15 protein-coding genes are annotated in these 17,910 nt (G+C 32.0%); 1 reads left to right on the forward strand and 14 read right to left on the reverse strand.

Annotated features, from left to right (window positions below; genetic code table 11):
* Nucleotides 1-105: 105 nt before the first annotated feature.
* The 13 genes from ACTNEP_RS19995 to ACTNEP_RS20055 all read right to left on the reverse strand — a co-directional run bounded on the left by ACTNEP_RS19995 (nt 106) and on the right by ACTNEP_RS20055 (nt 15,418).
* On the reverse strand, nt 106-2,307 hold the full coding sequence (locus ACTNEP_RS19995; protein WP_441163725.1) for a DEAD/DEAH box helicase: 2,202 nt from the start codon (nt 2,305-2,307) through the stop codon (nt 106-108).
* Nucleotides 2,300-3,265, reverse strand: coding sequence for a HamA C-terminal domain-containing protein (locus tag ACTNEP_RS20000; RefSeq protein ID WP_441163726.1), 966 nt, complete (start codon nt 3,263-3,265; stop codon nt 2,300-2,302). Before ACTNEP_RS20000 ends, ACTNEP_RS19995 begins: the two co-directional genes overlap by 8 nt.
* 219 nt (nt 3,266-3,484) lie before the next feature.
* Nucleotides 3,485-6,499: a type I restriction endonuclease subunit R gene (locus tag ACTNEP_RS20005; protein WP_441163727.1), complete on the reverse strand. Its 3,015-nt coding sequence runs from the start codon at nt 6,497-6,499 to the stop codon at nt 3,485-3,487.
* Nucleotides 6,500-6,511: 12 nt separating this feature from the next.
* Complete coding sequence (locus ACTNEP_RS20010; RefSeq protein ID WP_441163728.1) at nt 6,512-7,834, reverse strand: restriction endonuclease subunit S; 1,323 nt, start codon at nt 7,832-7,834, stop codon at nt 6,512-6,514.
* A complete protein-coding gene (locus tag ACTNEP_RS20015) occupies nt 7,824-9,608 on the reverse strand; it encodes a type I restriction-modification system subunit M (protein WP_441163729.1) in 1,785 nt (594 codons plus the stop codon). Before ACTNEP_RS20015 ends, ACTNEP_RS20010 begins: the two co-directional genes overlap by 11 nt.
* Before the next feature lie 194 nt (nt 9,609-9,802).
* Nucleotides 9,803-11,740: an N-6 DNA methylase gene (locus tag ACTNEP_RS20020; RefSeq protein WP_441163730.1), complete on the reverse strand. Its 1,938-nt coding sequence runs from the start codon at nt 11,738-11,740 to the stop codon at nt 9,803-9,805.
* A 72-nt stretch (nt 11,741-11,812) separates the two neighbouring features.
* A complete protein-coding gene (locus tag ACTNEP_RS20025; protein WP_239429126.1) occupies nt 11,813-12,115 on the reverse strand; it encodes a DUF2325 domain-containing protein in 303 nt (100 codons plus the stop codon).
* An 18-nt stretch (nt 12,116-12,133) separates the two neighbouring features.
* A complete protein-coding gene (locus tag ACTNEP_RS20030; protein WP_441163731.1) occupies nt 12,134-12,592 on the reverse strand; it encodes a hypothetical protein in 459 nt (152 codons plus the stop codon).
* A gap of 232 nt (nt 12,593-12,824) precedes the next feature.
* Nucleotides 12,825-13,172, reverse strand: a complete 348-nt coding sequence (locus ACTNEP_RS20035) for a recombinase family protein (RefSeq protein ID WP_441163732.1) — start codon at nt 13,170-13,172, stop codon at nt 12,825-12,827.
* A 121-nt stretch (nt 13,173-13,293) separates the two neighbouring features.
* Entirely contained in the window at nt 13,294-13,506 is a 213-nt protein-coding gene (locus ACTNEP_RS20040) for a helix-turn-helix domain-containing protein (protein ID WP_441163733.1), read from the reverse strand.
* Between the two features lie 219 nt (nt 13,507-13,725).
* Nucleotides 13,726-14,262, reverse strand: coding sequence for an ATP-binding protein (locus ACTNEP_RS20045; protein ID WP_441163734.1), 537 nt, complete (start codon nt 14,260-14,262; stop codon nt 13,726-13,728).
* Nucleotides 14,263-14,474: 212 nt separating this feature from the next.
* Nucleotides 14,475-15,071 (reverse strand): hypothetical protein, encoded by a 597-nt coding sequence (locus ACTNEP_RS20050; protein WP_441163735.1) that lies wholly within the window; start codon nt 15,069-15,071, stop codon nt 14,475-14,477.
* Between the two features lie 5 nt (nt 15,072-15,076).
* Entirely contained in the window at nt 15,077-15,418 is a 342-nt protein-coding gene (locus tag ACTNEP_RS20055) for a hypothetical protein (RefSeq protein ID WP_441163736.1), read from the reverse strand.
* A gap of 576 nt (nt 15,419-15,994) precedes the next feature.
* Here ACTNEP_RS20055 and ACTNEP_RS20060 point away from each other — a divergent pair.
* Nucleotides 15,995-16,996, forward strand: coding sequence for a replication-relaxation family protein (locus tag ACTNEP_RS20060; protein WP_441163737.1), 1,002 nt, complete (start codon nt 15,995-15,997; stop codon nt 16,994-16,996).
* 496 nt (nt 16,997-17,492) lie between these two features.
* Here the strand turns inward: ACTNEP_RS20060 and ACTNEP_RS20065 are convergent, their stop codons facing one another.
* Nucleotides 17,493-17,729, reverse strand: coding sequence for a glutaredoxin family protein (locus ACTNEP_RS20065; RefSeq protein ID WP_010648781.1), 237 nt, complete (start codon nt 17,727-17,729; stop codon nt 17,493-17,495).
* Between the last annotated feature and the right edge of the window lie 181 nt (nt 17,730-17,910).

Consider the following 17,910-nt stretch of genomic DNA (forward strand, 5'->3'; position numbering starts at 1 on the left):
GGATTTGGACGGGTTTACCACCTGACTTATCCATTATAAAGGACTTTTTCTTTGCGCAAAACAATAAAATTGAACATTTCGAGTATTTTTAATAATAAAATTAATTTAATGCAACGCTAGTGGCTTTTCATCAATAATTAATTTTAAGGGAATTTCTTGACTCCACTGTTGTGCGGCTTTTACCCTTGCGAAAATCCTATTCGATTCATATACTCCAAAATATTTATCGTAATAATAAGGTGTAATTTCCTTGATTCTATTTATTAGCGATAACATCTTGGTTACATAATTCATATCAAAAGGAGAGCTTGGAACATCCATTGATTTTCTTTCATTATATATCTTCTGTAGGACATATGGATCCCAATATCTATTTGATATATATAGTTCTTTAGGAATTGTTATTTCCTTTAGCTTCTGATGAATTTTCTTTATTTGATTGGTTGTTAAATTAACCCCAGTCCTTTTAAGTCTATCTTTTGCATGCTCACCATATTTAAGAACCATCTGTCTAACATATACGACAATATCAAAATTATTAAAGTCATTTAAGTCTGTCTGAGTAGTATCCTCAGTTAGTTCTTCAAAAATATCCGCTTTATTTTTTTCAAATCTGTCAGCATAACCACCTATGACTTCTTTCTTGGGATGTTCAAATAAATCTATTTGGGCTTCCTCAAATGCTGGTTCATCCAATACAATTGATCTTCCAACAAAGTCATTCATTAATCTCCCAGCTCTACCTCTTAAATTTGCAAATTCATATCCAGTTAATTTCGGATTATTGCCTTCAGATCTTGCATTAATGAACAAGTTTGGGTTTCTAGCAATAATATTTTTAGCAGGGAGGTTTACTCCTTGCATTAGCGTAGTTGTACATACTACCTTGTTTATTACTAATTTCTTAAACGCCTGTTCCACCGCAATTCTAATATGAATGGGCATTTTCCCATGATGATAGGCTATTCCATTATCAATACAATCAATTAACGAGTAGTTCTCATGAACAGTATCCATAATATAAGCTTTTAAACTGTCTATTTTTCCATTTTTATTCTTGTTTTTTGTGGTTATTTCCCCTGCAATCTTCGATGCACTATTTGAAGTAGGAGCAAAGATAATAGTCCCCGTATCCTCGCTACTTATATTATTAACTAGGAAACTCGTGAAGTCTGTAATTTTTTTGGTATAGACTTTTTTTCCGAAAAAGTCTATGTCGAAATCACTTGTGCTGTCGAGTAATGTAGTTACTGAATTGCTATCTAATCCATTATATAATCGCATATACAGTTTTCCACTATATTTTATAAAGGAATAGGTGAAATTTAATATCGGTGGTACTTCATCACTAATTCCCTTAGCCTCTTTTCCAAATAATGAGATAACCAATTCATTAATTTTTTCAATTCTTGGCCCACTTATAACAATTTTTTTGGGGTTTATATTCAAATGAAAATCTTGTATCAATTCATATAGAATTTGGGATCTTTCATCATTCTCATGAGCAGCCCTTTCTATGTTTTGTACTTCATCAATTATAAGTAAGTCTATCGTCATTTCTTGTTCAAATTTTATAACTGCTGAAGCCCTTTCTTGTGTTAGAACATATACTGCCTTATTTATAGTATTCTTTCTAAAATTATTTTCACTAATGGTTTGGTATATATGAACATCGGAAATTTCGTGTTCTTTTATTAATTTTAATAGATCTCTTGTAACCTGACCTATTAGACTAATAGTCGGAACAACATACACTATTTTATTTGCCCCCTTGTCCAATAAGTCAATAATCTTTTGAACAAGTACAAATGACTTTCCCGCGGATGTGGGAGCAGATATACCGAATCTTGAGTAAAGATCAATTCCATCCCACATACTCTTTTGAAATGATGACAACAAAACTTTTTTGTTCCTTACCCTAACCTCAGATTTCATAAATTCAGAACTTAAATAGAATTCATCCAATATACTTCCTCTATCACTAAAAGTATCTTCATTTATATCAAATTCAGAATCTAACATTTTTGCTGAGGAAGCTAGTCCAATACGTGTCAATATTTTCATAAGGAAGGTAGGTAACGCCTTCCAACTCTCCTGTCTATGTTCCCAAATTAGTCCACAAATCATTAAGCAATTATTTCTCATATCATCATTAGTAATATTTCTAGACATATTTTCAGCTAAATTTAGTAACTTCACAGCATCTTCAGCAGTAAACTTAATATTGGTAGATTTCTTTAACCCAGTTTGAACAGCAAATGTTTCCAAGTCGTATTTTAATAATTTATCAATATATTGTTTATGCATCTTCAACACCTATTTTTTTCTCAAATTTCTCTATCAAGTCATTCATTTTATTGACAGGAAATATTATGTAATTTAATCGAGGCCGTAACTCCTTTGGAATGTCCCGGAAAATTTTCCAACTTTGTGCCCGTTTTGTTTGATTTCTTATATCGTTTATAATATTTGCTAGTTTCTCTTGACGGTTCATTCCTTCAGGATTATTCTTTAGGTTATAGGTAACAATGCAAACTAGATGAATTTCAAAGTTATCAAGTCTGCCCTCCGTGAAATCCTTTGCTAATTCTTTATATTCATCTGGTAGAAAGTCATATGTGTACAGATTTAATTCATTATCAATATTTTCATAGTGTTTATATATAACATCATTAATTGAGTCCTCTAAAGCATCTTTTAAACTTCCATTTTTCCTATTATAAGTTTTTGCCTCTCCAATAAATAATTTATATGTTCCATTCTCTGCTGCAAGATGAATTGCATCCGCGCCGTTTCTTTCTAATTTTGTATTAGTAGTTATTGGCATCTTTCTACAAAAAGGAATTGCCTTAAAATAATATTTCAGCAAATTGAATAGTAATAATTCCGAAAATTGGCCTTGTAATAAGGATGTTTTAGATTCCTCATCTTGACTACTAGGGTCCCGTAGTTTTTTAGGCCTCCTAAATTTGCTTTTAGAATGCTCCACTAGTTTATGGTTTGCAGCAGCGGGGCTACGTTTAGATGAAAACTCGATAAATAATGAATTTTGTTTAGAACGTGAATAAACATAATCAGTAACTGTAAGGACTAATTCTGAAATGAAACTTTCCCTCATTTCTTTTAAATCTCTATAATTTATACAAGTTCCTATTTGTTTACCGGGGGTATTCAGCAAAAAGTCATCATCAATAGCATACATTGAGTCAATAAAAGTTTGGGTTTCTCTAATCAGTTCCTCATCATTAACTTTTAATATCTGCATAATCATCCTCCCAACAAAATTATTAATGACATAAAGAAAAAGTAAGCGCTCTTAAAAAATGAATTTAACTAATATGCCAATGGAGAAGAGATGAACATGCATCTCTTCCACTAATTTTCTAAACTATTCGGTAGATCTATGTTCCATCGTTAAGTATTAAATCTAACATATTAACTTCTTCAATTAGCTATTAATCATTTACTTTCTGTAATAACTACTCTACAATTCCGACCGCAATGTCTTATAAACATCCGCTGCAATAAATGCATAGACAGTTTTAAAGTACGAATCGTCAGATCCAATCAATCTTTGGTAGGCTTCCGTATTCTTCGTGTACTCGTCCATTACTCGATCAAGGAATACATCCTTAAACAAGCTATTTTCAAACATTTCTTGGCTATTATTTTTAGCCATGTTTACTATTTTTGCGTCCACTTCTTGAGTAAATGCCTTGTGCAATGTTTCCACAATTACTCGATCTTGTGGAGAGAAATCATCTGGAAACCGCTCGTTAATCCGATGAATAATCTCTTCTAACGAATCACGTTCTTCAATTGGTTTTACGTTTGCATTAAATTCTTCAGGATGCTTTAATTCGCCACCCTCTTCACTTTCAGCAACAAGCATGATTTCGCCTTCAAAATCCTTTTGCAGCTTATAATATTCAAGCTTTACTTTATCTGCAATATCCACCTTTTCACGCTTTTCTTTAGGGATAAACTTCAATAAATAGCTTGTATAAATGTTTTCTTCTAATAATTCCATATCAAATGTACGATCCAACTGTGCGACATAGTTGTACCATTTACCGAAATTGCGTAATGTTACTCTGAATTCATATTGTGTATCTTCTGGTAAGTCCTCATAACGCTGAATGACAGGCTTAAACAAACTAGATATGCGACCTAATAAACGCTCATCTTGCTTCTTTTGTGCTTGTTTCACTAATTTCATCACTTGTGCAATATCATCGTCATTATACAACGCAAATTTACGTAATTTACTTTGCGTATCATATATTAAATTCAAATTCACTTCTTCTTTTAATGTCGTCACTTCATAGAAAGGTTGGAATGCTTCTAATATCTCTTCTTCTGTGTTCACAAAGTCTAAGATAAACGTATCTTTCTTTCCTTGCATCGTTCTGTTTAAACGAGATAGTGTCTGTACTGCTTTCACACCACGTAATTTTTTGTCGACAAACATCGTATGAAGCAATGGCTCGTCAAAACCTGTTTGATATTTCTCTGCAACGATTAATAAATTAAAGTCTTCCCCATGAAATGTTTCTTTTAATTGACTTTCTTTTATCCGCTCGCCATCTTTCGTTACGTTCATATTCGACTCCGTATATTCTTTGTCATCGTCTGTAACAGAACCCGAAAAAGCAACAAGAACATCAAGATCCGTATATCCTTTTTCTTTAATATAAGCTTTAAATTCTTTCATATATCGAACAGCATGGAGACGTGACGGGGTAACAATCATCGCTTTCGCTCTACCACCGATGGCTTTTTTTGTTACTTCTCTAAACTGCTCAACCATTACTTCTGTTTTTTGACGTAATACCCAAGGGTGGAAAGATTGATACCGGGCAATTGCTCGTACCGCTTCTGTTTTTGGTAATTCAGGGTTTTCCTCAATTTCTTTTGCAATACGGTAAGAGGTTTTATATGTCATATAATTTTTTAATACGTCTAAAATAAAACCCTCTTCAATTGCTTGTCTCATGCTATAAACATGAAAAGGTCTAAAGCTACCATCTGCTTGTTTTGTACCAAACATTTCAATCGTTTTTTCTTTTGGGGTAGCAGTAAAGGCAAAGAAACTTAAATTATGATGTTGTCCTTGCGATAATAACGTTTGAACGAGCTGATCTTGTTCATCTAATGTTTGATTTTCAATATCTTCCTCGATTTCCTGATACTCTTTAAGAGATGCTTCTTTATCTGCAAGTGCTTGCTTTAGTTTCTGTGCGCTTCTTCCAGTTTGTGAAGAATGTGCTTCATCGACAATTATCGCAAATCTTCTCCCTTCAGCAGCATCAACTTCTTGATAAATAACAGGGAACTTTTGTAGTGTTGTAATAATGATTTTCTTTTTATCATTAATAGCATTTTTCAAGTCTTGGGAGGATTTATTGTCACCTATCGTTTCTACTTGTCCCGTTGTATGTTCAAAACTAGTAATCGTATCTTGTAACTGCCGATCTAATACCGTACGATCTGTGACGATTATGATAGATGAAAAAATTGGATTATTTTCTTTATCATGTAAAGACGCTAGATGATATGATAACCATGCGATACTATTTGACTTCCCTGAACCTGCTGAATGCTGAATGAGATAGTTTTTCCCTGAACCATGTTGTTTTACATCTTGAACAAGCTTGTTTACCACATCTAATTGATGGTAACGCGGGAAAATTAATATATTCTTTTTCACTTCAAAATTCATAAACCGTTCAATAATATCCATAAATTGATTACGATGTAATACTTGTTCCCATAAATATGCTGTCGGGTATCCTTCTGCATTAGGAGGATTTCCTTTACCACCAACTTCCCCTGCACCATTTGATCCTCGGTTAAATGGTAAGAAGTATGTTTTGCTTTTTTCTAATTTGGTAGTCATATATACTTCAAAGTGGTCAACAGCAAAATACACTAAAAATCTTTTATTAAATCCGAAAACTATTTCACTTGGGTCACGATTCGTTTCAAACTGTAATTTTGCATGTTCAACATTTTGTCCGGTATATTGATTTTTTAATTCTAAAGCCACAAGAGGAATGCCATTTACAGCTAATACCATATCGATTGTATTTCGATTTTTGCTACTATAAGCAAACTGTCGTATACATTGAAAACGGTTTGCTTCAAACTGTTTAATATTTTCATAGCTTAAAGAAGAAACAGGTCGAAAATAAATAACTTTAAAAGACACACCACGATCTTTAATCCCTTTTCGAAGCACGTGCAAAAGACCATGTGCGTTTACCTCTTCATTAAATCGTTTTAAAAACTTTCTTTCAGCATCGATACGATAAATCTTCTCGTAACGTTTCCATTGCTTAGGTTGTGTTTCACGAATAAACGATAATAAAACCGTTGAATCTAATCCATATTCTGGAACGTAGTTTGTATCTTTGAAGGCAACTGACTCCCAGCCGCCTTCATTTGTTAAGCAAGTTTCAATATCCCTTTCAAAACGCTCTTCTTTGTTCTCAAGCACATCCCTGCCCCCTCACACTTCTTTTTTCCCTGTAACATATTCGTAGATGAGAGATTTTTTGTATATTTCAAGTTCTTCGATTGCTTTTTCCTTTTTTATGATTAAATCATCAATTTGTTTTATTTTATAGTTTAAATAATTAACTATTTCCAATTGTTCTTCTAATGGTGGAATCGCAATTGGATAGTTCATTATAAATTTAGTAGATATTCTTTGTAAGCCAGCTACACCAGTCATACTTGCAGAACCATTTTGTATAAAGATGTCATTCCTTAGAAAATAAAACATAAATTCTTGAATGATTTGCTGTTGCTTGTTTCTTAATACAAATATTTCAGATGTGCCAAAACCAGTTTTATTTAACAGATTTTTAGCAATGGCAATATTACCATTTTCAAAAGAAGGTCTAACCTTCGCTATTACAATATCTCCTTCAGCAAAATAGGTATACTTACTTTCTAATTTTTCTGTTTTATCTTTTTCGGTATTTATAATAAAACCATTTTTCAATTTATTCATAGGTAAAAAGGTTGCTTCAACAGGCATTTTACTAAAGTGTTCATTTTTGGGTGGGTCTATTTCTAAATGGTATTTTATCTTTGATAAAGTCCAATGTTTTGGATGAAATTTTATCTCTTTCCTATCAACTCTTTTCATTTCAACATTTGAATTTATACCTTCTGTAACTGCTTCTGTAATGATAGACTGTTTATATTTTTTTAATTCTTCAATTGATTGTTTTGTTTCAAAAATAACTTTATCGACAGAATCTACCTTTGGTTTAATGAAATCTACTATTTTAGTTTGTATATTTTTTGGAGGTAAAGGTAGTCTTACTGAAGACAGTTTGTCCATAGGAATCCTCATTCTAATAGTGTTCAATTTTCCTGTTGAAGATTCCTTCATCATTATTCCATTTCCAAGCCCTAATAAGCTTCGTTGAAAAGCTTCTGTCTGAAATAAATAATAATAATAATTTATATCAATATCACCACTACCATCATACAACGTGTAATATACTGGGCTTACTGCTCCTTTATATTTAGACAACCCCACAGCACCTGCCAATATATTCATACTATTGATAACAATATCATTAGGAAAAGTTACTTTATATGCTGTTAAATCTTCTTTTGCTTTATTTCCACCACCAGTTTTTTCGGAATATGGAAATACACCTCTTTCAACTGATAATGAAAGGATTTCTTCTGTAATTATTGGATCGTTCTTGATTTTTCGTTCCTTTAGAATATACTTCATTCTTTTTAAATCCCAATTCCTTGGAATCTCTCCTATCCATTCGACCCTTGAATCTTTCATTTCTTTAGTCAACATTTCTCACATCCTTACCTGATAACGCTCGGAAGTTGGCAACAATTGATTCTTCTAATTTTTTTATTCTTTCAGCTATTAATTCAGATGGTTCTGGTCTGATATATTTATAAAACAAACGTGTAAATGGTATTTCATAACCAACTTTATCTTTCTTTCGATCCATCCATGCGTGTGGATTAAACGGTAATACTTCACGTTCAAAGTAAGCATCAATATCTTCTTTTAAAGGAATATCTTCTGTATCACGTAATTTCGGATCTGCTACTGGTTTATTTTTCTTTAAAATAATATTTCCATCTTCATCAAGTTGTGGGCTTTCAACGGTTACACGTGTAAAGCCAAAATCTTCATTGTCAAAAATCATAGATTCAACTACTTTTTCTTCTAATCTATATTCTTTATTATCAAATTCACCATATGCTTGTACAATCATATTTCTACATTCTTCTGAAATATCAACACGTTTTTCACCTATGTTTTTTCTTCGTTTTTCATACATTTTTGAGGCATCAATCAATTGTACTTTACCTTTACGTTCAGGGGATTTATTCTTCGTAATAACCCAAATATACGTGGCTATTCCTGTGTTATAAAATAAGTCGTTTGGTAATTGAACAATTGCTTCTAACCAATCATTTTCAATAACATACTGACGAATACTACTCTCTCCACCTCCTGCATTACCTGAAAAGAGTGCAGAACCATTATGAATAATTGCCATTCTTCCGGTCTCTTTTAATTTTGAAATTCCATTTAATTGAAATAGTAGTTGGCCATCACTTATTTTCGGAAGTCCAACACCGAAACGTCCATTCTCGCCTAATGCATGTTCATCTTTTACAGCCTTTTGATCCCTTTTCCAGTCACTTCCAAACGGTGGATTGGAAATACAGTAATCAAATTCATACCCTTCAAATTGATCATTGGATAATGTACTTCCTAATGCCATATTGTCTGGGTTTCCGCCACGAATCATCGTATCCGCCTTGGCAATTGCATACGTTTCTGGATTTAATTCTTGTCCATATGTTCTTACTTCTGCGTTCTCGTTAAAATCATGGATACGTTCTTGCATTGCTGATAACATTTGTGATGTTCCCATCGTTTGGTCGTACACAGTTTTTACGACATCTTCTCCTGTTAACGTATCTCTGTCTTCAATTAATAGTAAATCTGTCATTAAGTAAATAATATCTCGACTTGTAAAATGTTCTCCCGCTTCTTCATTATAACTCTCTGAAAACTTACGAACTAATTCCTCGAAAATATATCCCATGTCTGTGCTTGTTACTTTATCTGGCCCTAAATAAGATTCTTTCTTATTAAATTCTTGAATAACATGAAATAATGCATCATTTTCAGCTAATGTAGAAATTTCAACATCAAATTTGAAGTTTGCTAAAATATCTAGCATATTATCTGAGAAGCTATTTAAATAAGCTCGAAAATTAGTTTCGATATTTGTTGGGTCTGCAAGCAATGTATCGAATGTATATACACTCGTATTGTAAAATGAATAACCCGATGCTTGTGTCAAGAACCGATGTCTAAATGCTTCGTTCATCTCCTTATTTTGCTCTGAAGCTTTTAAAACTTTCTCACGTGTTGGTAATAATGTATCGTGCAGCCGCTTTATAACGGTCATGGGCAAAATCACTTTTCCGTATTCATGTGGCTTGTATAAGCCTCTTAATATATCAGCAACGTTCCAAATTAAATTAGCTTGTTTTTGTACATTAATCGTTGTTTGTGTATTACGTTGATTTTCTGTCATTGTACTTCTTCCCTTCTCAATTCCTGAAAATATTTACCTGTATTTTTATTAATAAGAGGTTAAAAGATTACCTTTTGTTGTCCCCCATTTCTTTATACAATGGGGGACTGTATCCTCATATATTTTTTAAAATAGAAACATATAGAAAAAGGTCTTCTTCTAAAATCAATTCTTATAAGTTGGCTTAGATTTATTTAATCCAATTCCTCAATAACATTTCTAAGCCCCATCTTTCTATAAGCATTTAACTTCCCATGTTTTAATAATTCATTTGCTTGTTGGAGCAATTCCATATATTTTATTTCAGCATCTCTTACTGTCTGTATTATTTCCTCTTGTCCATCTAATTCAATATCAGGAAACTCAATATCCTCAATATCCCGTGTAGTTAATGCTTTTACCGTTCCACCCTTTTTCATTCCCTCAATAAGAGCCACACCAACTGGACTATCAAGGAAAACTTTAATGTACTCCGGCTTATATGCCTTGTCCTTAATTCTAATTCTTATAAACATATTAGATAGTACTAAAGGTTCATTATGGTCGGGAACGATTGCCACTTTATAAGCCGTTCCACGACTAGCAATAATAATGTCACCACTCTCAACCATATAACGATCAGCATTTTTAACTGGAATTACTTCAATACTTTCTAAGTCTATTTTACCATCTTCTACATCCTTTAGTTGGATAACCTTATATCCTTTTTGGCCTTCTTTAATTGTATTCTTAGCTGGTAGGTTAACTCCACGTGATAATTGGGCTATCTCTTTTAAAGTCCTCTTATTTTTAACCTTGTCATCATATACAGCTTTATTTATTATGACATCACCAAATTGGGTTTCCACAGTTTGGCTTGTAAAATAATGATTGGGATTTAGATTAAATTCATTCTCTATAATCTCCTGAAGGTTAGCGATCTTTACATCCTCTTTATCTGTTGAAGATTGTTCATACATAGCAACAACCGAATCAATATTTTCTTGTGTTAAATAATTTTGTGAGCGACCTTTGCTTGTAAACTGTTCCTCTGCATTTATAAATAAAACCTGCTGCTTTCTACTTGATTTCTTTTTATTATTTAATACCAGCAACACAGTTTGAATCGCTGTATATGACAAGAGTTTATTTGGTAATAATACAATAGCCTCGATCAAGTCATTGTTGACAATATATTCTCTAAATGCCCTCTCAGCTTGAGAGCTTCTTGATAATACTCCTACGGGAACTATTACTGCGGCTTTTCCAGTTTCATTCATTGATGCAACTGTATGTTGTAAAAACGCTAAGTCACCATGCATTTTACTGGTTTTTCCCATTCTACCGCTAAAGCGACCATAAGGATCATAGTCCATCATTTGTAAATTGTTTAACTTCAAACCAAAGGGCTGATTCATCGCAATATAATCAAACTGCATTAAATTACTATCATTTTCTATAAATGCGGGAGAGAATAATGTATCACCTTTTGCAATTTGAAATCGTGATAAATCTATACCATTTGTAATTGCGTTCATGTACGCTAGAGCAACATTAGATTCATTTATCTCTTGCCCAAACATTGAAATGTCATTATTGAAACGATAAGCTTCAATTAACGAGCCTCCAATACCTACTGCCCCGTCGTACACACTGCCGTTAGAAGGATTTAATATTTCTATCATAAGTTTATTTAACCCTTGTGGTGTTACAGATGTTCCTAAATCTTTTCCTTCATTCTCCATAAGTCGTTGTATGAGTTGTAAGAAATATTGACCAGTTAAATTTGTATCTTGAAACTCTTCTATTGTTAAAGAACTTTGGTCCATAATCATTAGGCAATCATACAGTACGTGGTCTACTATCTTTGAAAGAGAAAAACTACTTAGTAAATCTAGATTAAACTCATTGTTATGCGCGATCTTATGAAATAACTCATCAATCAGATTTCCTATATTATAGTGAGAAGAACTAATTCTTTCCCACGATATATCATCTGGAATAGTTATTGAATGACTTTTATTTACTAACAAGAATTTTGCTGTAAAAATTCTACTCCCTACTTCATGGTATTGATAAGACTGTACCTCTCCTCTGAGGCGTTCGCCAATTGCCCAACTTGCTTTATTTGCTCTTAACTCAATGTTATCCATATAAGTAACAACTCCTCGTCAATGTATTAACCTTATTCTAATAAGGTATTTTAAATTCCTTTTAATTATCTTTTAATAAAAAGCCACGTTCTCGTGGACAGCATTTATAACACTAGAAATTCCTTTACTACGGTGATAAACCACTTTAATTCCAAATTTATCTGCAACATCTTTAACTGCATACATTGTACCATGAGATACAGCTGATAGTATAACTATAACACATTCAACATCTTTTAATAAGTTGCTGAAATAATTTTTGGTCCCTTTTCTTTTTATTCTTCCATCATGATATTTTAACTCAAAATTTAATGTCTTTAACTTGTCCTCGTATCCTTTTTTATTATCACCACCAATAATGGCAACCTTTTTCATATTTACTCACTCCATCTCTTAAATTTCTAATTCCCTAGTAACATTTAAATATGTAGTAATCTGTTGATGTTTACTACTTAATAGGTCTGCTAGTAACTTAACGTCTGAAGGTGTTACCTTTGCCATTCTACTAATATGTTGTTTTCTCGTATTACCTTCTCTGTTAACATTCTTTTTCAGGACTGTCTCAAATTTTACTAATTTCCCTCTAGGAGTGGTCCTAAAGTTATTCAATCCCATTATGATTAATAGGGTATTGAACTTTACTGCCTTCTTTTCATGGTTAACAAATTTTACAATCGGTGCAAATATAGACCTAGAATCTATTTCTACAGTTTCAGTAATAAACCCAACTTCTTTAAATACTTCTGAAAGGTATTTTAAATTCCTCTTTTGTTCCTCCAAAAATAAATCACGTTGAAACATTCTTTGATTATTTGTCGCTATTCTACTTCTTTCTGCAATTGTTCTATTCATAATAGAAACCCTCCCAATACTTTATAAAGTTTTAACTTAATTTTTCTGTCTAAAATAGTTATACCATAAATCACTAATACTTGTAAAGGGTATTTGTAATTCTTTTTTAAAATATTTATGATTTTCCTTAAAAAGATTTGATATTCTTGCATTTATAATAGCAAAAGAGAAGACAATTAACAAATGACTGCCTTCTCTAAATATAAAACTGTACCAACATTATGGTTTATTATTAAAGTATATTATTGTTCAAGAAAGTATTAATTTGATTATCTACTGTAACAATATGGACTTTATTTTTTTCACGTAGTTTTCTAAATATATTAGATAGATAATCAGGATTTCTTGAAATTCGTGCTGGATCACTAACAATAATAACATCGATTTTCCCTTGTTTAGCATCTTCAACCATTTTATGCAGATTCTCATTTATATCAATCCCAAAACCAATATCAGCATAAACAGAATCTAATTGCCATTTATTTTGGGCAATAAAATCCTTAATTATTTCCATTTGAATTAGTAAACAAGTATAATTATCTTCTCTATTTGCAGATCGAAAGTAAGCAACACATTTCATAATATAAACCTCTCCTTAAATTTTTAAAAATAGATATAGTAAGATCAATCCTTTTAATCGTGTCAGTATCACTGGCGAATTTCGTACTTTTAGAATTGGGCTATGTTCCATTCTACTTTGTTTATTTTTCAATCTGAAAAACATCATGAAATTCTAAACCCAATTGTTTTGATATTTTCTTTGCAACTGCTGGACTAGGATTTTTCTTATCATTCACAATTTGATTAAAGTAATTTTCGCTTAATCCGGTTTGCCTCGAAAACTCACGTTGGGAAAATCCCTTTTCAATTAATATTTCTCGTAGTTTATCAGAATCTTTAACAATGATTTTCATGTTTTAATTTTTCCCTCCTTTTGTTAAATGCGTGTTCTTCAAGATAAATAAAAAAAGAAAACCACCTTTAAAAGACTGCAGCATACACACATCGCTGTCACTCTATAGAAATGGGGGTTTCCCTTATAAGACCTATATTCAATTCTATTTTTTGACCGTTACAACTATATTCTAACAATCTTTTTCTATATTTTAAGAGATCAAACACACTAATCCACTTCATTTAGAAAACATCTTGGCTATTTCTTCATTCTCCTGATTAGCAAGTATTTCTCTTACACTCTCTTCAGGCATAACAACTGGGAATGTCATCTTTTCGATACGGCTTTTTATCCTCCCAGCTGGATACTTCTTTTGGAGTAACCGTATTGGCATATTCGAAGTAATAATAGTTGGTCTTTTATAACTCATTCGTTCGTCTAAGATTTGTGTTAAAACTTCCTCTGACCAATCTGTTGTTTTCTCAACACCTAAATCATCCATTACTAATACTGGTGTTTGCTTAAAGGATTCCATTAAATTATAAAAGTTTCTTTTAGGGTCATTATTAGAAAATGAATGCTTCATCTCATTTAGCATATTTACTACCGAAATATACATTGGCTTGATTTTATACTCGATAATAAGTTCATTGACAATAGCAATTGATAAAAGTGTTTTTCCAGCCCCTTTTGTATTACTGTAAAAGTATAGCCCTTTACCCATATCCTCCATCTCTAAATATTGTTCAACAACTTGTGGCAATTTTCTTAGCATATTGCGCCACTCTTACACTATCTTTTATCTGATAGATTTTTGTATCGAAATCATTAATTCTCTTATCTAAATATTCATCTGGGATTCTAGCAGTCTTAATCTTATGCAACAGATCTTTATATTCTCTGCATATACACATCATCATGACCTCAGACCCATCTTCTCTGATTACATGAATCAGTCCAGAGCCGTCACATTCTCTATACATACAATCATCTGTCGCCTTCGTTAATCTCCCCGGCATCTTGAAAAATGGCTGAACCGAATCGTTGAAAGTATTCATCTTGGGCAATATATCCTGTAGCTTGTTCATCCTCTAAATCCTCCTGTTCATTTTTATAAGCTTGATCAAATATATAATTAGCAACATACTGAAATGACCGGATATTATCTAACTTGTGTTTTGGTTTAAAGTTATTGAAACACTCCTTTATCCAACTAATAACTCGATGAGTCTCCCAATTCTCTCCAACAACATCTTGAATCGCCTTTTGGTCATTAGACGATAACTGCTTGTTTTTACTGAGACTCAGGTAGGTTTTACTAATTAATTCAAATTGATTTGTATCATAAATGTCAATTTCATCTTCAATCCATTCATTTGGCGAAGAAGTCTCTGAATTAATTTTTGGAGTAATCTCTGTAGTAATCTCTGGTATTGCTGTGCAATCATTGGGCTTCGAATCATCTTTTTCTACATTCGGAGGAATCGTTTGTTTACTCGAAGTATCATTTTCTTTAATTCGTAATAACTGTTTGTACTCATTTATCGGATATCCCAAATTGCTTAAATCTAAGATGACTTTCACCAAGTTCACACGATATTGTAATGTCTTATCCCACTTATACCGAGGGTTGTTTCTTCTTTTAACATAATTTTTTCTACTATATTGCCTAGATACTTTCGAATCGTATTAGGTGATACACCGAGCATTACTTCCTCAGCCAACTCCTCAGCTTTTTTATAAATCCAACCGTGTTTAAATGAATCCGCTAAATGATTGTCTAAACGCTCTCTTTCTTCAAGTTTATATTTATCAGCATCTTTCATGCGATCTATCCAGTAAATTAATTGGCCTAATATTATGGCTTCTTCCATGCTGCCCGTTAGTACGAACAAATCCTCTCTGATGACAGCTTTTTTTATTTTTTGCAATTAAATCTCTCCTTTTTACTTAATATATTTTCTATCTCAATTTGAACTTTTTTCCTGAGTATCATCTCCTCGTCTCCGTCTGCCATTAGGTTTTTTCAAATAAAAAAGAGAAAAACCCAAGACAGACGTAGCAAAATATATACACGTAAGTATGTGTACATTTCACTACTTCCTCTTGGGTTTTTCCCTTTTTGTTGAGAAAGTCGATCAATTTATTTATTTGACTATCATTATACAACGATGATTTTTTATTGCAAGTCTTTTTACTTTTATTTTATAAACACCCACTCACTATTGAATTTATTTCTTTTATTTTATAGGACTAGGAATATCAAAATTTGACAGTACACTATTTAAAGAACACTTTCCATTAAACAGTAACCACCCAAATAATAAGGTTACTGATAAAAATTAGCAGCATTTAAGTTAATTATTCAGGAGAAGTATATTACTTACTGAAATAGCCTGCATGTAATCAACCTTTTATATAGCTGACAATAATAGTGAAAATTGAAATTCTAAAAGTGTTCTGGCTAGCAAATGTCATTCACCCAAAGGGAAAGGAGAAAAAAACAAATGCAAGATAAAATCATCTTAAAGAAAAATGCGAGACAACGATTAGAACTTACTAATACAGATTTAAAGTTATTAGCATTTTTAGAACAACAACGGTTATTAACTTTGCAGCAATTCTATCAAGCTGCTAAACACTTATTCGAATTGGGGATTAAAGAATATAGTTTTAAAAATCGAATCAGAAAGTTTGAGGACTATCATCTAATTCGTTCAGAACATTATTCTAAGGGTTTTGAAGGGGAACGTTTTAAATTCTTGGCAATCGGAAGTAAGGCTGTTGATGTATTAATAGAAAGTGGACTTCTAGACGAATCATACAACAAACCAAAAATATATAAATTTAATCAAAAGAAAAACTTGTTGCACTTTATTGCAACACAACAAGCAGCACTAAATATATTAACAACCTTTAATAAGAAAGCTATTAAAGATCCAAATACAAATAAAACAAAGTATCCAATCATTTATAATCAAACTTCATTTTCCTATTCACCAGCAATGTATCCATATACCGAAAGGGTAAGAAAACATAAAAATCTACATCGACAAAATAACGGAGCATTTCATGCGGAAATAGCAAAATATATGACTACAGGAAGTAAAGCTGGTAATAAATTAAATGGAGCTACGATGACAATAGTAAAACCAGACTGGATTATTAAACTAAAAGGAACACCAGAAGTAAGGGACGCTATAATAAATATTGAGATGGATATGGGAACGGAGCCTATCGAAACCCTAGCTCAAAAGTTATTTAAATACGCAATCCTTGCCGAAAAGAATCCAGAAGTTCTTCATATCATGGATATTGTTATTGTCGATAACAGCTTATCAAATCGTTCTAGTTTTAGTGATGGAATTGGCAGAACGAAAAATATACTACAACGATTTAAGTCAGACTCAGCAGTTATAAAGAGATTAAAAGAATCTGGATTAAAACTTATCGTTCACCCTTTAGGACTAAATGTAAATCAATTATATAAAACACTACGTAAATACTGATTATCACTTTTCACGCACAGTCATTCATTTGGAATGACTGATACATAAAACATCATTGGTAACCATTATTGGATACTATAAATAAAGACTATCATATCAACACTTTCCCTTCAGTTACATCTCTCACCTTGCTATTCACTTTTACTATTAGTTACGATTAATAGTAACCATTATCCAGAGTAATACACTCATTTGATAATCGTTAACATCAAAATAGCCATTAACATATGAATGGTAACCATTAATAGAAACCAAATCAAACATTGACTGGCACTGTATTTCACTAATTTTATTGCTCTATTACTCTGCATAGTATCTTTTATTGGTAACTAATAATAGTTACCATATATTATATTATCTTTAATAAACCACTGTATTAAATTCTAATGTTGTACATAAAAGTTACCCATGTTAGAAGAATATTAAAGCTAGAATAAAAAAACAGTAAAGAATGTTTATATCCTTACTGTCTTTACGTATTCGTAGTAGTACGAGATCATTTAATCAATATCTTTAACATTCTCTCCGGATCAAACCCGCTTATCCACTCTCCATTTATATTGGTTTGCGGAACCGTCAATCTTTTCGTTTTTCCTATTACTTTCATCCTTGCTATAGGATTTAAGTCTACAATTACTTCTTTATAAGTGATATCAAAGGAGTCTAGAAAGCTTTTTACCATTCCACAGACAGGGCAGAAGCTTGATGTATATACCGTGACAGTTTGATTCATTTGAACATAACCTCTTTTACTAAATGAAAATCCTGTTGAACTTCACTTGATTACTTACTTTTATCAATACTGTAAATTAGCACATTATCCCAGACATCTAATTTCACTTTAATCCAGTTAGAAATCTGAAATAATGTGCCGACTTTTTCACTTTAATTCAGTTTTGAAAATTAATATGCAA

The sequence above is a fragment of the Gracilibacillus sp. HCP3S3_G5_2 genome (genome assembly GCF_052063305.1).
Classification (GTDB): Bacteria; Bacillota; Bacilli; order Bacillales; family Amphibacillaceae; genus Gracilibacillus.

What these genes read in the sequence shown, in the direction of transcription:
- ACTNEP_RS20020 (WP_441163730.1), bottom strand. Translation starts at nt 11,740, where the DNA reads ATGGATAACATTGAGTTAAGAGCAAATAAAGCAAGTTGGGCAATTGGC.
- ACTNEP_RS20065 (WP_010648781.1), bottom strand. Translation starts at nt 17,729, where the DNA reads ATGAATCAAACTGTCACGGTATATACATCAAGCTTCTGCCCTGTCTGT.
- ACTNEP_RS20015 (WP_441163729.1), bottom strand. Translation starts at nt 9,608, where the DNA reads ATGACAGAAAATCAACGTAATACACAAACAACGATTAATGTACAAAAA.
- ACTNEP_RS20025 (WP_239429126.1), bottom strand. Translation starts at nt 12,115, where the DNA reads ATGAAAAAGGTTGCCATTATTGGTGGTGATAATAAAAAAGGATACGAG.
- ACTNEP_RS19995 (WP_441163725.1), bottom strand. Translation starts at nt 2,307, where the DNA reads ATGCATAAACAATATATTGATAAATTATTAAAATACGACTTGGAAACA.
- ACTNEP_RS20045 (WP_441163734.1), bottom strand. Translation starts at nt 14,262, where the DNA reads ATGCTAAGAAAATTGCCACAAGTTGTTGAACAATATTTAGAGATGGAG.
- ACTNEP_RS20060 (WP_441163737.1), top strand. Translation starts at nt 15,995, where the DNA reads ATGCAAGATAAAATCATCTTAAAGAAAAATGCGAGACAACGATTAGAA.
- ACTNEP_RS20030 (WP_441163731.1), bottom strand. Translation starts at nt 12,592, where the DNA reads ATGAATAGAACAATTGCAGAAAGAAGTAGAATAGCGACAAATAATCAA.
- ACTNEP_RS20035 (WP_441163732.1), bottom strand. Translation starts at nt 13,172, where the DNA reads ATGAAATGTGTTGCTTACTTTCGATCTGCAAATAGAGAAGATAATTAT.
- ACTNEP_RS20040 (WP_441163733.1), bottom strand. Translation starts at nt 13,506, where the DNA reads ATGAAAATCATTGTTAAAGATTCTGATAAACTACGAGAAATATTAATT.
- ACTNEP_RS20010 (WP_441163728.1), bottom strand. Translation starts at nt 7,834, where the DNA reads ATGTTGACTAAAGAAATGAAAGATTCAAGGGTCGAATGGATAGGAGAG.
- ACTNEP_RS20000 (WP_441163726.1), bottom strand. Translation starts at nt 3,265, where the DNA reads ATGCAGATATTAAAAGTTAATGATGAGGAACTGATTAGAGAAACCCAA.